Genomic DNA, 13,755 nt, shown 5'->3' with positions numbered 1-13,755 from the left:
CTGACTCACCTGGGCAGGATCTACTTTAAGTCCCTCTTCGGGTTTTTGAAGCGGGGGCTGGCGGTCCTGCCACGCCACATAGGGGTGCCTACCCGATAGGCAGCCCGCGCAATCATATGCACCCCGATGGGCACAGTGAAGAGCAAAAACAGCAGCGCCGCCACTGCGCGTGCGGTTACCTGGGTATCGTGGAACATTGCGGCCACACCTCCCAGTAAAAGCCCACAGCAAAGAGTGGCGGCCTTGCCTGAAGTGCTCATGCGAGTGTAGAAGTCCGGCATCCGCAACAGGCCCAAGGCCGCACTAAAACCGAACAGGCTGCCCACCAGCAATAGGGTGGCGATAAAAATCTCATCGAAAACCACTGCCGCCTCCCTCGTGTAGAACAGTTTTTTTTCCACTTTTTTCAATGAAGCGGGCGAAAGCCACACTCACCAGAAAAGCCACCAGTGCCAGGGCAATAGCCGCACTCAGATAGGCCGGCTCTCCAGAGGCAATGGCTAATAATGCGCAGTAGGCCACTGCAAGAATATTGAGTACGTCGAGGGCCACAACCCGATCCGCCAGGGTCGGCCCGAGAAAGATACGCATAAAACACATGGCCAATGCCAGCAGTAAAATGAGTGAAGAGATATTAATGGCAGCCACAATTAATGGCGCGTTGATATCAACGATAGTACTGTGCATCAGGAAAAAGCCTCCCGCACCCGCTTTTCAAAACCTTGGTGGATTTCCTCGCGGAAAATATCTGGATCATCCACGAACATGGTGTGTACCAATAGTTCAGAGTTGTCCTGGGTAATTTCCAGCACTACGGTCCCCGGTGTGAGTGATATCAGATTGGCCAGTATAAAAATCTGTGTCTGATCTGTAATTTCTAAGGGAATTCGCACTACCAGAGGGCGGCTTTGAAGTTTTGGTGAAAGTACTTCGTAGGCAGCGCGCAAGCTTGAGACCACCAACTCCTGTAGAAAAAAACTGGCTAGGCGGATTAAACGAGGCAGGCGCTGAAAGTATTTGGTGCCCTCAGGAATTTTGGGGGAAACCCGCAATGCGAGGTAACCAAGGAAAAAACCAAAACAGAAATTTGCCAGCGTTGCATTGCCGGTTAAGGCCGACCAGCTGATAGCTAAGATTAGATTAAGTAAAAATACGCGCATAATCAGCGGTTTCCGACATATTGGATTTTCAGCCCCAGTACCGCCTCAATATATTCCCCCGGCTTTAATAGCTCCCTGGCGGCCGCCAGGGAGTAATCAATTAATGGGCCAGGTATTAAACCGAGTACCAGGGTGATCAAAGCCAAAAACGCTACAGGTAGCAGGCGCTCATAGCGTTCATACCGGGGGATATCTTGCAGGCGCTGGCAATAATCTTTCGGATGGTCCTTTAAAAATGCCTCCGCCCAGATTTTGCTCATAGAGAACAACGTAAGGATGCCGGTGATCAGGGCCACAGCAACTACAAAATAAGCGGCCTGGTCCAGGCTCGCCTTGACTAACAACAATTTGGCCCAGAAGCCCGAAAGTGGTGGAAATCCTGCCAGGCTGAAGGCGGCGATAAAGAAAAAGAAAGAAAGCAGTGGGCTCGCCCGGTAAAGACCACCGATTTCACTTAATTCGAAACTACCGGTAAGGCGCTTGGCAGTGCCACTAATAAGAAATAAGTTAGTCTTGGCAACGATGTTGTGAATCATATAAAAGACTGCCCCGGCCAGGGCCAGTGGGGAATTAAGCGCAAGGCCCAGTACCAAAAAGCCGATTTGGCTAATGATATGAAAGGCGAGAATCTTGCGAAATTCGTAGTGGGCCGCCGCACCCAATACCCCGGTGAGCATAGTAAGTAATGCCGTACCCAACAAAATACTATGGGGGAATTGCAGCTCACTGGGAAAAATCAGGGTAAAGGTGCGTATCAGAGCATAAACCCCTACCTTCGTCAGCAGGCCGGCAAAGACCGCGGTTACCGTTACGGGCGGGGCGTGATAAGAAGCGGGTAACCAAAAAAATAACGGAAAAATCGCGGCCTTAATACCAAATGCGCAAATAAATAAAACCGCCAGGGCAGAAACTGCCGAGGGGTTATCCACAGCGGCCAGAGAGATATGCAGCTGGGCCATATTTAAGGTGCCGGTCAACCCATAAGTCATTCCGATAGAGGTCAACATTAGCAATGTGGATACCAGATTTAATGCGACATATTTAATGCCGCCATCCAATTGGATACGATCGCCGCCAATCACCAGTAGTGCGAAGGAGGCGATTAACATCACCTCAAACCAGACATAGAGATTGAATAAATCCCCGGTAATAAAACTCCCACAAACCCCGGCCAGTAAAAGCTGAAAGAAACTGTGAAAACCCAGTTTAACTCGGTATTTCCTGATATCGGATAAGGAAAACAGGGAAACACAGAAGCCAACGATGCCACTGATCAGCAGCATAATGGCACTCAGTCGATCGGCCACTAGTGTGATGCCAAACGGCGCAGCCCAATCGCCCATTTGCGCGGCACGGGTACCGCCGGTTTCCACCAGGACCAATATGGCGATGGTCGCGGCCAGTAACAGGGCACAACCGGCAACTGAAATAAAGCCACAAAGAAGTTTTCTGCCGCGTGCCGGGAAAGTGGCGAGGGCGGTGAGAATCGGTATCAAAAAAGGCAGTGCCAGTAACCAACTCAAGGAGATTTTTCTCCCTTGGGAGGTATCGGCTCGGCGATACGCATGGTATCTACATCCAGAGTACCGAGAACCTTATAGGCCTGGGCGATCAGGGCCAGGGCAAATGCCAGCAAACCAAAGCCAATCACAATCGCGGTGAGAATCAATGCCTGCGGCAGGGGGTTGGCGATTGGTCCTGGGGCAACCTCCATACCCTGCGGAATCAATGGTGGCGCGGCACGAGTGACTCTCCCTGCGACAAAAATAGCCAAGTTGGCAGCATTACTGATTAATATCAGCCCAAACAGGTAGTGCAGTAAATTCCTGGCCAGCATCAGATAGACACCGGTGGCGATTAATATGCCAACAACGAGAGCGAGTGGACCTTCCATATTATCTGGAATCCTCCAGGGCAAAAATCAGAGTCAGTACTGCACCGAGCACCGCCAAATAAACGCCAATATCGAAAATCAGCACATTGCTGAGAGAGAGACCGCCGGAATTTTTATTGCCGGTAACTTGTAGCCATTGTCCTGAAAATGGCGCCTCGCCGGAAAATAGAGACAGCATACCTGAGAGCAGTGCGATCAATACGCCAGTTGCGGCGAGGTTGCTCGGCGGAATTTTTAGGGCGCTTTGTGCGGCCTCCACGCCCCAAGCCATGGCAAAGAGAACAAATGCCGAGGCGGCAATTAAGCCGGCAATAAACCCCCCACCTGGATAGTTATGCCCGCGCAGTAACATATAAATGGAGAACACCAGTATCAGTGCCACCAGCACTCGGGTTGCGGTTTGCAGTATCAGCGAGTTCACTGTTTACCTCGTCGCAACTGGTGACCGAGCAGAGTGACAGCCGCTACGGCTGCAGTAAAAACAACGATAATTTCGCCGAAGGTATCCAGCGCGCGAAAGTCGACCAAGATCACATTGACGATATTGCGGCCATGGGCCTCGGGCACAGAGGCTTTTTCAAAAAACTCAGTCGTTGGGCTATCGAGTGGCGTTTGAAGTACCGCCAACAGGCTAAAGGTTACCAGCAAGCCCAATATAGCCCCGAGTGTGGCATCCCGTGGACGGAATATTACCTTGCGGCCAGGATTGAACACCGGCAGCCGCGGCAGGATTGCCGCCACTAGCACCAGGTACAGGGTTTCCACAAGAAGTTGGGTAATGGCCACATCCGGTGCGCCAAGAAATAAATAAATCAGGGCGACGCCCACACCCAAGGCGCCAAGGGCGCAGATAGCGATCAGCGGTTTACGCGCGGAACCCGCCATATAGGCTCCCCCCACCGTCAACAACAAAGCCGCCCATTCCTTCAAATTCAGGCGTGGCCAAGCGTACTCCAGGGGAAATTGCCCACCGCGAATCAGGGCATAAGCGAGAACTAGGGAGATGGTAGTGAAAATCACCGTCAGGTAGCGTCGCATGATGCCGTTTTGCAGAATACGGGTTTGCCACGCAGCAAAGGCTTTAAGTAAATCCAGGGACTTATCCCACATTTCGTCGGCGCTGGTGGGCGCATGTTTGAAATCCCAGGCCAACCAAGCGCGCATACGACGCAGCCCCAGATACATGATGACTCCCAAAACAAAAGTGAGAATACTCATCAGCAGAGGGATATTAATACCGTGCCACAACTTTAGCTTGATGGTCTCTGGCACACCTAAAATTGCGCTCAGCGCGGGTTCCACCAAACCGCCGCCAACGAGATCTGGTGCCATACCGAAAGTAAGCCCCAGGCCACTCAAAATTAACGGGCTAATCCACATGCCTGGTGGCGCCTCTTGAACATGGGTTATATGTTGTGGCTTCTTCCTCCAAAAGGGTTTGATTGCCACCATTCCCGCCACGGTTACCGTGACGGCATTGACAAAAACTGCCACTGTGGCAACCAGGGCCGGTTCTGAGGCCACTGCTAAAGCGCCTTCGTATTTAAGCTCTTTGCCAATAAAGCCTAGAAAAGGCGGAAAGCCGGCCATGGAAAGTGCAGCCGCTGAAGCCGCAATCACCGTGATATGCATGGAGTGGCCGAGTCCGCCTAATTTATTAAGGCTGCGCGTGCCAGTCTGTTTATCGATGATGCCCACCACCATAAACAAGGCAGCTTTGTAAAAGGAGTGCACAATAAGAAATGTGATGGCGGCGGCCACAGCGGCCGAGGCATCTGAGCCCAGGAACATGGTCAGGGTACCCAGTGCAATCAGGGTAGTGTATGCCAGGGCCAGCTTTAGATCGGTTTGGCGCAGTGCCGCTAAGGCAGCCACTGCCGCCGTGGCGGCGCCGGTACAGGTTAAAATCCACTCCCAATACTCGGTGTGCGCCAATACCGGGTGCATACGCGCAAGTAAGTAAATTCCGGCTTTTACCATGGTGGCGGAGTGCAGATAGGCGCTCACCGGTGTGGGTGCGGCCATGGCATTGGGCAGCCAGAAATGAAAGGGCAACTGTGCAGACTTACAGAAGGCGCCGATTAATATCAGAATCAGGATCGGTAAATAAAGTGGGCTTGCCCGCACCGTCTTACCGGCAGCTAATACCTGCAGTAGATCGAAGCTATCTGCCACGTACGCAAGTAATAGCAACCCCACAAGTAAGCAAAGTCCCCCCAGTGTGGTGACCAGTAAAGCCTGTAGAGCGGAGCGGCGGGCAATGGCGCTGGTATTGTTATAACTAATCAGCAGATAGCTGGAAATGGTAGTGATTTCCCAGAAGACAAATAGGGTAATCAAATCGCCCGCCAGCACCAAACCCAGCATCCCAACCATAAAAAGGTATAGGTAAGTGTAAAAACGGCGCAAATCGGGATCACCGCGCATATAGGAGGCGGCATAGATAGCAACAAAAACACCAATGCCACTAATCAACAGCGCAAAAAGGAAGCTCAGGCCATCGACATAAAATTGTAGGGAAACTCCCAGTGCCTCAACCCAGGTAACACCAAAGGAAAATTCCTTCCCAGCGGAGATGTCTGGCATATGCGCCATCAAAAAAATGGTGACAATAGCCGGAGCTACGGGTGAGAGTAGTGATATCCATCTCCCCGGTGTGGCCTGTTCACTCTCGCGACCTTCCCTGTCGCTCACTGCACCCATTTTTCCATCCTTAATTGCCTCGACCTATTTTAGGTGGGAATTGGCAATAGGACAGGCGTAGAAATCTAGTGCTGGGATTATTAGAACTCTATTCAGTGAGTGCCTAATGAACTTGAATCTTTCAATGGGCTTTCTATTGCTTGGTGTTCTTAGGGGTACCCAGTGCCACAGGGCCACAGAACCAGGAGACTATGAACTTGGTAGCAAATACTGGGAGTCTGAGAGCTGTGCTAATGGTGAGGTTCACTAAAAAGTCGCTCCAGGGTAAAGCCTCTGGACTTGCTGCTACTGGCTATGAACACCTATTCCAGCTTTCTGATAGCTGGTCTTCTGGTATGCTTTTTTTAGTACTGTAAACACTATTCCGCCCTTAAATATGTTCTCATCTTTGCCCTATACCAATCGGCTGCTCAACAATAAATAGGGCTAGTAAGGCCCATGGTAGAGGGCCTTAAAAAAAGCTTGGTTCTCAGCTATTGCCGCGAGTATTCTTCGCCCAAATCGACCCAAGCTTCAAGGGTCGAAGGCCTTTACTAGTGTTTACGCTGGTGCCCACCCCGTCAGTTCCTGATGTGCTCAAGCATCGCTTTGATAAGTTCTGACTATGTATACTACTCTGCTTGTGGTCGATGACGATCTGGATGTCGCCGACCTGCCAGCCAATACCCTGACGTTTGAAGATTACCTCCGCGATTACCCCAAACTGCATGAGAAGCGGATACGCATAATTAACTTGTGCGATACCCGCCGTTATCTGAGCCAGGGCTACTACTGCTCCCTCTTGGCGGAGGCGCGCCGACACGATGTTCTCCCCTCTGTGCGGGTCATCAATACCTTGCGTAATGGCGGTGAACAGGGCATCTGGATCAAGGCTGAGCGCGTTGACCAAGAGATTTTTCGTGATGAGAAACCCGTTCGCGCATTGATCTGTATGGGAGAGGTGCAAGACTTCCGCCTGAAGACCTTAGCCGCCACAATATTCCAACAGTACCCAGTGCCTTTGCTGGAAGTTACCTTAAGTGCCGATCAAGGGAATGTCCTGATCCTGGTTCAGCGTATTGGCTTGGCTCAGCTAAACGCAGAGGAACGCCATTTTTGTTGGCAAGTGCTGGGGGAATACGCACGTATCCGCTGGAGAAAGCAGAGCAGCCGGAAGAAATACCGCTGGGAATTGGCGATGCTGGTGAATCCGCAGGAGGCTTCCCGGCCGAGCAACCAAGCCGCAGTCTCGCGCTTTATTCGGGCTGGCAGAAGGCTGGGGATACAGGTGGATGTGGTTACGGCGGATGAAATTTCCCAAATTAACCAGTATGACGCTCTGTTCATACGGGAAACCACGGCGATCGATCACCATACCTACCGTCTGGCTTGTGAAGCGGAACAAAATGGTCTTGTGGTGCTCGATGATCCAGACTCCATCCTGCGCTGCTGTAACAAGGTTTTTTTACACGATGCTTTCCATTATCAAAAAGTGCCTTCTCTGAAGACTCTGGTAGTCAATCGAGCAGATCCCGGTACTTTGGATCAATTGGAGCGAGAGTTGGGTTATCCGATCGTTTTAAAATTGCCCGAAGGATCTTTTTCCAGAGGGGTTTTTAAGGTCGATAATCGAGAGTCGCTTATCGACAAACTGAGGGATCTCTTTAAAAACTCGGCGCTTGTTTTGGCGCAGGAATATCTTTATACCGATTATGACTGGCGTATTGGTGTGTTAAATGGCCGCGCGCTTTATGCCTGCCGATATTATATGGCACGTAATCACTGGCAGATTTACAACCATGGGGTTAAGCGGCACACGAGTGGAAACTTTGACACCTTGCCCACCTTTGAAACCCCTCGTAGTGTATTGAACGCTGCACTGAAAGCCGCAGCTGTGGTAGGAAAAGGGCTGTATGGTATAGATATTAAATTGAAGGATAATCACGCCTACGTGATCGAAGTAAATGACAACCCCAATATTGATCAAGGTATTGAAGATAAATATTTGGGGGAAGAGCTTTACATGCAAATTATGTCGGAGTTTCTTCGTCGCTTGGAATTGCGTGGGGCGCACTAGATGCCTGTGGAACAATGCTCTATTCGCCCAGCACAGATCGGTGATCTAAATCATCTGCTCTCTATTGAGCATGACAGTTTTACTACAGATCTATTGAATAGAAGGCAAATGCGCTACTTGCTGATAAAGGCAAAAGCCTGCTGTCTGTTACTAGAAGTTCAGGGTGTTATCGTTGGTTATGGAATTTGTCTGACGCCCAAGTTACCTCGCCCGGCGCGTCTTTATTCTCTTGCGGTACGGCAGGAGTACCGCGGTAAGGGGCTCGCCAGGGCATTGATCGAAGCATTTAAAAAATACTTAAACTGTAATAACTATAAATACTGGCAACTCGAAGTGGTTATCAATAATCACTCTGCGCAAAAGCTTTATAAGGACAGCGGATTTGAAATCAAAGCCCAGCTTCCAGGTTACTATGAGAACGGATGCGATGCTTTACGCATGGTATGTGTGTTGGTAGCTACTGAGGAAGTCTGAGTCTGGAAGACGAGTGAGGACAACCTGAAATCGGCATGGCGCCTCGCTATGCCGGGTGGACAATGGCTATATAAGCATGAGAGGGTTGGGTGTCTGAAATCCTGATAGTAACAATTGGTAAAGGCCCCATTTTCGACCATAAAATTTAACGATAAAGGCTGAAAACGTGCATCAATCTCCCAGTGAACATCCTGAATTAAAAGCCCTTGATCAAAAATTATTTGAATTGGTGCGCGGGGTAGAAATTCTCTCTGCTATTGAACCAAAAAATTTTCGGGAACAAAAACAGGATTTTTTCTCTACAAATTTTTCCACTAACCCACAGTTTGTTTACGCCGAACACGAAGTAGAAATATTCCAACGTAAGCGAGCACTCTATGCCCTTCCAGTCGAGACTCTGCCAGATGAGGATTTAACCCAGCTTTATAGCGATATTGTCGAGTCATATGTCGACAAACTGGACCAGTTTCGCTCCGTAGGCACAGCGGACTTTGTCTATGACTCCCTGCGTTACTTTGGTGAGCCAACGGATAAAGATATTAACAACGCAGATTTTATCTTGCATTTGCCCGATGATCTTGAACCCAGTGCTGATCGTTTTTTCAATGCCGATGAGATGATGCGTTTTCTCAGTGACTTTGCCAATCGACAGGGCTACACCTACGATATCCGCACCGATGATCGCATGATCGCCAATGCCTTGGTCGCTGGCAGTACGGTAAAAATCAACTCCCATGCCAGTGTCTCAGAAACAGAGGTATCCGCCCTAGCACATCACGAATTAGGGGTCCACCTGGTGACGACCCTAAACGCCCGTAGTCAACCGCTGAGAGTGCTTGAACTTGGCTGTCCGGTCAATACAACCTCCCAGGAAGGGTTGGCAATCCTGTGTGAATACCTGGCCGGTTATCTCACCTTACCGAGATTAAAAGTGTTGGCACTGCGGGTGGTTGCGGTGCAATCCATGTTGCAAGATAGAGACTTTAAGCGCACTTTTATCCTGCTTAAAGAACAATATCAGGTAGAAGAAAACCTGGCCTTTACGATTACTACCCGGGTTTATCGAGGCGGTGGCTTTACCAAGGATTATCTTTACCTACAGGGTTTTCATCAGATGTTAAATGCGATGGAAACCCGCGAGGATTTCAATAACCTGATGGCCGGTAAGGTCTCGATAGAATGTCTGCCTCTTATTTCTCGATTGATCGATAAAGGTTATCTACGTGCACCGCAATTTATTAGCCCGGCAATAAAGGAGCCGCAGCCTATTGATGAGGTCAAGCGTTTTATCGCTCATGCCATTAAATAACTCTTTAGGAACTCAGCTGGGTGAGGAACACATAGTGTTGGTGAACACAACGGGTGACTAAAAAAGGAGATACCTCGTCTATTGAGAGTTAAACAACAAAGTATCAATAACAATCTGTAGTGCGCTTGCTGTTGGATGCTAGAGCCAAACTCAGTTGGCAGGCAGATCAAACCACAGTGCGGTAATACCATCCCTTGCAGCTTGAAGTTGTATCTCTTCTTTGAATAGACCCAGACCATCTCCCGATGCCAGTATCGATTTATCATTTACACTGGCTTCGCCATCAATGACATGTAAGTAGCCGGGGCGCTCAAGAGCGTCTAATGTAATGGTTTCCCCGGTATTTAATTGTAGGCGGTATAAACTGGCATCCTGATGTATGGAAAGGGTATTATCTCTTCCACCGGGGGTCACCAGAGCGGTCAACTTACCGTGCTGTGTGATCGACTTCTGTTCGTAGCTGGGTTGCACACCCCGGCGGTTTGGCTCAATCCAGATTTGCAGGAACTTCAGCTGATCTGACTTTGAGTGATTGTATTCCGAGTGGGTAATACCGGTACCTGCGCTCATCCTCTGGATCTCACCAGCTGGTACTACATAGCGGTTACCCTCGCTGTCCTTATGCTCGATCGCACCTTGAAGGATATAGGAAATAATTTCCATATCCCGATGTCCGTGAGTATCAAATCCGGCTCCAGGCATCACCGTATCATCATTGATTACGCGTAGCGCGGAAAATCCCATATGTTTGGGATCGTAATAGTGTCCAAAAGAAAAGGTATGTTTGCTGTTTAGCCAGCCAAAACGGGCTTGCCCACGTTCCTGTGAAGGTCTGAAGTAGTACATAGCCTAATCCTCATCTGTGAGGTAATAAATAGTGTTAGGGCCATGATAGCTGGCGGAAGACTGAATAAATATCAGTTAAAAATGGACTGTAAATTCGCTCTTTTAGAATGAATGGGGTTTAGTGAAAAGCTTATCTTATGCGCCTTCTCCCGCTAAAAGAGGTGAGAGAAAAAGCAAGAATGAAAAAGGAAAGAGTAGAGAGGAGGAAAGAATAGAGGGAAGAATGGATTGAGGAAAAATTCACCGACATCATTGTTCAGAAGTCGGCATTTCCAGGGTGAGCAGGCGGAGCTCTCCAATAAACTCACGAGCCACGGGTCCCAACTTATCCTGATCTTTGAAGTTTAAATAAAAACTGGTCGAGCGCGCCCCGCCTTTTTTCAATGGTAGTAGTTTCAGGGTGCCGTCATTCAGTAAGTCCGCCACCAGTGGCATAGGCAGCCAGGCATATCCCATACCTTGTGCGATTAAATCCAGAGAGGCACGCAAACTGCCCACTTTCCAGCGTTGTTCCGCCCCTAGCCAGCCGGAATCCCGGTTTGTCTGCACCGCCGAATCTCGCACAATAATTTGCCGGTAGGACTTAAGATCTTCAAATGTCAGCTCACGCTCAAACCTGAGTAATGGGTGCGCCTTGTGAGCGACGGCAACAAATTCAATGCGGCAGATTTCATCATTAAGGCTATCGTCCATGGTAAAGGCAGAAAGGCCCAGATCGACAAGGCCCTCCTGGATTAATTCGTTAGTGCCGGATAAAACTGTGTCGATAATATCAATATTGACCTGAGGATAGATTCCCGACACTTTTTCTAAAGCCTGGAAGACCACTTTCTGCGGAAAGGCTCCATCTACGGCGATGCGTAACTCCGACTCCACTCCATCACTGAGGGAGTCTGCAATGGCCTCAATACGGGAGACCTCTTCCAGCAGGAACTTGCCACGGCGCAGCATCAGGCGGCCTGCCTCAGTGAGTACTACCTTACGTCCGGCTACTTCAAACAGCTTGATACCCAGTGCACTTTCCAGGTTTGTGACCGCATGGTGAATACTGGATTGGCTCTTATGAACTACGGAGGCTGCCTGGTTAAAGCCGCCGGCATCTACAACGGCCTTAAACATTCTCCATTGTTCCAGGGTGGTTTTTTGCATGGGTCTTTCTCTCGCTGATAGATGCTCTCTTGAAGGATATCTTATTATTCGACCAAACCGAATAATAGTGAAAATATCAGACGATAACGCTCGAATACCTTAAAGGAATCTTTGTTTCAGGGAAGGAAGCCAGTGATAGAGAGAAATCTTTTATAGGAGAGAAGGTGTAGGAAACTGCAAGACGATGGCACGTCCCTGTGCCGTATCAAACTGTGAACTAGCTCAGTTGAAGGCTAGTAAATACTGGTGGTTGGTTCTTTATTTACCGGTCCTTATGCTTAAACACGTCAAATCCAATTGCGCGCGATGTGCGATAAATACTGGATTGGCGATGATATTGCTCATACCACTTCCGAAATTGGGTATAACGCAAAAACTTGAACTCGCCTTTATTGGGGTCGAAAAAGTAAGTGATTTTATCGGTGGTTGCAGTAACACGGAATGCCATGGCGTGGCCCCACCCGGTTCCTGCCGTTCTCAGCATACAAAAAAGTGTCTGAGATTGTTGGGTAAAGTATTCTTTGGACTCAAAGCCGCCAAATGCCGTGGTAAATTGCTCATCCAAAGAGGGACTGACTTTCTTTGTCGCGATCCCATTACCCACTTGACGTAAATGTTCAAAACCCTGAGACACTAAATATTGCGTTGTTTCCCGCATCATTTCATGAGCATTACTGGGGCGACCCTCGGTACCATTCATAAACTTGAATCGATACATGGAAGCAAAGCGCTGTGCCACAACGGCCATCTTTGTGCTATCGATACTACCCCCGGTGGAAAGAGCATCTTGAAGGCCGGACTGTAGTGCTTTGCTAATCCAACTTACCGCTAATGCCTCACAGATTCCGCCCTTGGTGTGAGGATGCTTCTTTGTGATTTTGCCGTAATCACCTTGACTAAATTTCCATGTCTGCTGGCCACCGAATTGAGAGGCTCCGGAGTCTTTTGGCATGTTGTTCTCTTTATTTGTGACTGCTTATTCTCAAAACCAGTTTACTGGGCAATTGTGCAGGCAATGTGCAAGCAGCTGTTGATCAATGCCAGTGAATTACCAAGCTGTCATCAATCAACAAAAAGAGAGTCGGCGTTTGTGACCATTGCAAAAGAGCAGGTTAGCCAGTGGTGCGGTTAAAAGGGTGGCTATAGTCGATATCTGGTCCTACCGGGACCACCTGGGTTGGGTTGATCATGGTATGGCTAAAATAGTAATGCCGTTTGATATGGTGAAAGTCGACAGTATCGGCAACACCAGGCCACTGGTATAACTCTCGCACATAGTTGCGCAGATTGGGGAAGTCTTCCAGACGCTGGCGATTGCACTTAAAGTGGCCGTGATAGACCGAATCAAAGCGAATTAGGGTGGTGAATAGTCGCCAATCTGCTTCGGTAATTTCTTCACCAACGAGGTAGCGCTGCTTGGCTAAAAGGTTTTCTACCTGATCCAGGGCATTAAACAAATTAGTATAGGCTTGTTCATAGGCTTCCTGGGTGGTGGCAAAACCACTGCGGTATACGCCGTTGTTGATATTCTCGTATACCAGTTGATTAATGTTCTCAATTTCCTCTTGTTTGTCCTCTGGGAAAAAGTCCTGAGTATCCCCACTAATTTCATTAAATGCGCTGTTAAACATACGAATGATTTCAGAGGACTCATTGCTGACAATACAGTTCTGATGTTTATCCCAGAGCACCGGTACAGTCACGCGCCCGCTGTAGTCGGCCTTGTTGCGGGTATATAGCTGGTGTAAGAATTGATAGCCAAACAGCGCATCGCCGCTGCTGCCTTCATCGGTATTAAAACTCCAGCCCTGTTCGAGCATATCCGGGCTTACCACAGAAATACTGATATGCTCCTCCAGCTTTTTCAACTTGCGGAAAATCAGCGTGCGATGGGCCCAGGGGCAGGCCAGGGAAACATATAAATGGTAGCGCCCGGATTCCGCCTTAAAGCCCCCTCTACCACTGGGTCCGGCGCTGCCATCACTGGTAATCCAATTGCGCAGTTGGGCCGCCTCTCTCTTGAAGGCACCACCAGAATCTTTGGTGTCGTACCACTGGTCTTGCCATTGGCCGTTTACTAAAAGTCCCATGTTTTTCTCCTGAATCAGTATCGCTGGTAACCGGCTCTAGGCAGCCAGGGTAAGGTAGTAGAAGCGAATAGAAG

At 49.2% G+C, this 13,755-nt stretch carries 14 protein-coding genes; 3 read left to right on the top strand and 11 right to left on the bottom strand.

Annotated features, from left to right (window positions below; translation table 11 throughout):
• Positions 1-20 precede the first annotated feature (20 nt).
• Genes mnhG through mbhE form a run of 7 tightly spaced genes read right to left on the bottom strand, consistent with a single transcriptional unit; the run spans position 21 to position 5,757 of the window.
• Positions 21-365 (bottom strand): monovalent cation/H(+) antiporter subunit G, encoded by a 345-nt coding sequence (gene mnhG / locus FIU95_RS16785; RefSeq protein ID WP_152454851.1) that lies wholly within the window; start codon positions 363-365, stop codon positions 21-23.
• Positions 352-687 carry a cation:proton antiporter gene (locus FIU95_RS16780; RefSeq protein ID WP_152454850.1) on the bottom strand — a complete coding sequence of 112 codons (336 nt, stop codon included), beginning with the start codon at positions 685-687 and terminating at the stop codon, positions 352-354. Before FIU95_RS16780 ends, mnhG begins: the two co-directional genes overlap by 14 nt.
• A complete protein-coding gene (locus FIU95_RS16775) occupies positions 687-1,160 on the bottom strand; it encodes a Na+/H+ antiporter subunit E (protein ID WP_152454849.1) in 474 nt (157 codons plus the stop codon). The genes FIU95_RS16780 and FIU95_RS16775 overlap by 1 nt, the downstream gene beginning before the upstream one ends.
• A 2-nt stretch (positions 1,161-1,162) precedes the next feature.
• On the bottom strand, positions 1,163-2,683 hold the full coding sequence (locus FIU95_RS16770) for a Na+/H+ antiporter subunit D (RefSeq protein ID WP_152454848.1): 1,521 nt from the start codon (positions 2,681-2,683) through the stop codon (positions 1,163-1,165).
• A complete protein-coding gene (locus FIU95_RS16765) occupies positions 2,680-3,054 on the bottom strand; it encodes a Na+/H+ antiporter subunit C (protein WP_152454847.1) in 375 nt (124 codons plus the stop codon). Before FIU95_RS16765 ends, FIU95_RS16770 begins: the two co-directional genes overlap by 4 nt.
• Before the next feature lies 1 nt (position 3,055).
• Positions 3,056-3,475, bottom strand: coding sequence for a Na+/H+ antiporter subunit B (locus FIU95_RS16760; RefSeq protein WP_152454846.1), 420 nt, complete (start codon positions 3,473-3,475; stop codon positions 3,056-3,058).
• Positions 3,472-5,757: a hydrogen gas-evolving membrane-bound hydrogenase subunit E gene (gene mbhE / locus FIU95_RS16755; protein ID WP_152454845.1), complete on the bottom strand. Its 2,286-nt coding sequence runs from the start codon at positions 5,755-5,757 to the stop codon at positions 3,472-3,474. The genes FIU95_RS16760 and mbhE overlap by 4 nt, the downstream gene beginning before the upstream one ends.
• Positions 5,758-6,361: 604 nt before the next feature.
• On the opposite strand from mbhE, the gene FIU95_RS16750 reads away from it, so the two are divergent.
• From FIU95_RS16750 to FIU95_RS16740, 3 genes are all read left to right on the top strand, one after another.
• Positions 6,362-7,813 (top strand): RimK family protein, encoded by a 1,452-nt coding sequence (locus FIU95_RS16750; RefSeq protein WP_152454844.1) that lies wholly within the window; start codon positions 6,362-6,364, stop codon positions 7,811-7,813.
• Positions 7,814-8,287 (top strand): GNAT family N-acetyltransferase, encoded by a 474-nt coding sequence (locus FIU95_RS16745; RefSeq protein ID WP_152454843.1) that lies wholly within the window; start codon positions 7,814-7,816, stop codon positions 8,285-8,287.
• Positions 8,288-8,453: 166 nt separating this feature from the next.
• A complete protein-coding gene (locus tag FIU95_RS16740) occupies positions 8,454-9,596 on the top strand; it encodes a flavohemoglobin expression-modulating QEGLA motif protein (RefSeq protein ID WP_152454842.1) in 1,143 nt (380 codons plus the stop codon).
• A 150-nt stretch (positions 9,597-9,746) separates the two neighbouring features.
• Here the strand turns inward: FIU95_RS16740 and FIU95_RS16735 are convergent, their stop codons facing one another.
• The 4 genes from FIU95_RS16735 to FIU95_RS16720 form a co-directional block, all read right to left on the bottom strand.
• Positions 9,747-10,442 (bottom strand): pirin family protein, encoded by a 696-nt coding sequence (locus FIU95_RS16735; protein WP_152454841.1) that lies wholly within the window; start codon positions 10,440-10,442, stop codon positions 9,747-9,749.
• A 249-nt stretch (positions 10,443-10,691) separates the two neighbouring features.
• Positions 10,692-11,591, bottom strand: coding sequence for a LysR family transcriptional regulator (locus tag FIU95_RS16730; RefSeq protein WP_152454840.1), 900 nt, complete (start codon positions 11,589-11,591; stop codon positions 10,692-10,694).
• A 262-nt stretch (positions 11,592-11,853) separates the two neighbouring features.
• The gene (locus FIU95_RS16725) at positions 11,854-12,543 is read right to left on the bottom strand and encodes a YopT-type cysteine protease domain-containing protein (RefSeq protein ID WP_152454839.1); all 690 of its coding nucleotides are present in this window, start codon (positions 12,541-12,543) and stop codon (positions 11,854-11,856) included.
• Between the two features lie 160 nt (positions 12,544-12,703).
• Positions 12,704-13,681: a glutathione S-transferase family protein gene (locus FIU95_RS16720; RefSeq protein ID WP_152454838.1), complete on the bottom strand. Its 978-nt coding sequence runs from the start codon at positions 13,679-13,681 to the stop codon at positions 12,704-12,706.
• Positions 13,682-13,755: the final 74 nt, after the last annotated feature.

The organism is Microbulbifer sp. THAF38 (assembly GCF_009363535.1).
In the GTDB taxonomy this organism is placed as follows: domain Bacteria; phylum Pseudomonadota; class Gammaproteobacteria; order Pseudomonadales; family Cellvibrionaceae; genus Microbulbifer.
This window is presented reverse-complemented; position numbering and strand designations above follow the sequence as displayed.

What these genes read in the sequence shown, in the direction of transcription:
- FIU95_RS16735 (WP_152454841.1), bottom strand. Translation starts at nt 10,442, where the DNA reads ATGTACTACTTCAGACCTTCACAGGAACGTGGGCAAGCCCGTTTTGGC.
- FIU95_RS16775 (WP_152454849.1), bottom strand. Translation starts at nt 1,160, where the DNA reads ATGCGCGTATTTTTACTTAATCTAATCTTAGCTATCAGCTGGTCGGCC.
- FIU95_RS16730 (WP_152454840.1), bottom strand. Translation starts at nt 11,591, where the DNA reads ATGCAAAAAACCACCCTGGAACAATGGAGAATGTTTAAGGCCGTTGTA.
- FIU95_RS16745 (WP_152454843.1), top strand. Translation starts at nt 7,814, where the DNA reads ATGCCTGTGGAACAATGCTCTATTCGCCCAGCACAGATCGGTGATCTA.
- FIU95_RS16765 (WP_152454847.1), bottom strand. Translation starts at nt 3,054, where the DNA reads ATGGAAGGTCCACTCGCTCTCGTTGTTGGCATATTAATCGCCACCGGT.
- mbhE (WP_152454845.1), bottom strand. Translation starts at nt 5,757, where the DNA reads ATGGGTGCAGTGAGCGACAGGGAAGGTCGCGAGAGTGAACAGGCCACA.
- FIU95_RS16780 (WP_152454850.1), bottom strand. Translation starts at nt 687, where the DNA reads ATGCACAGTACTATCGTTGATATCAACGCGCCATTAATTGTGGCTGCC.
- FIU95_RS16750 (WP_152454844.1), top strand. Translation starts at nt 6,362, where the DNA reads ATGTATACTACTCTGCTTGTGGTCGATGACGATCTGGATGTCGCCGAC.
- FIU95_RS16720 (WP_152454838.1), bottom strand. Translation starts at nt 13,681, where the DNA reads ATGGGACTTTTAGTAAACGGCCAATGGCAAGACCAGTGGTACGACACC.
- FIU95_RS16725 (WP_152454839.1), bottom strand. Translation starts at nt 12,543, where the DNA reads ATGCCAAAAGACTCCGGAGCCTCTCAATTCGGTGGCCAGCAGACATGG.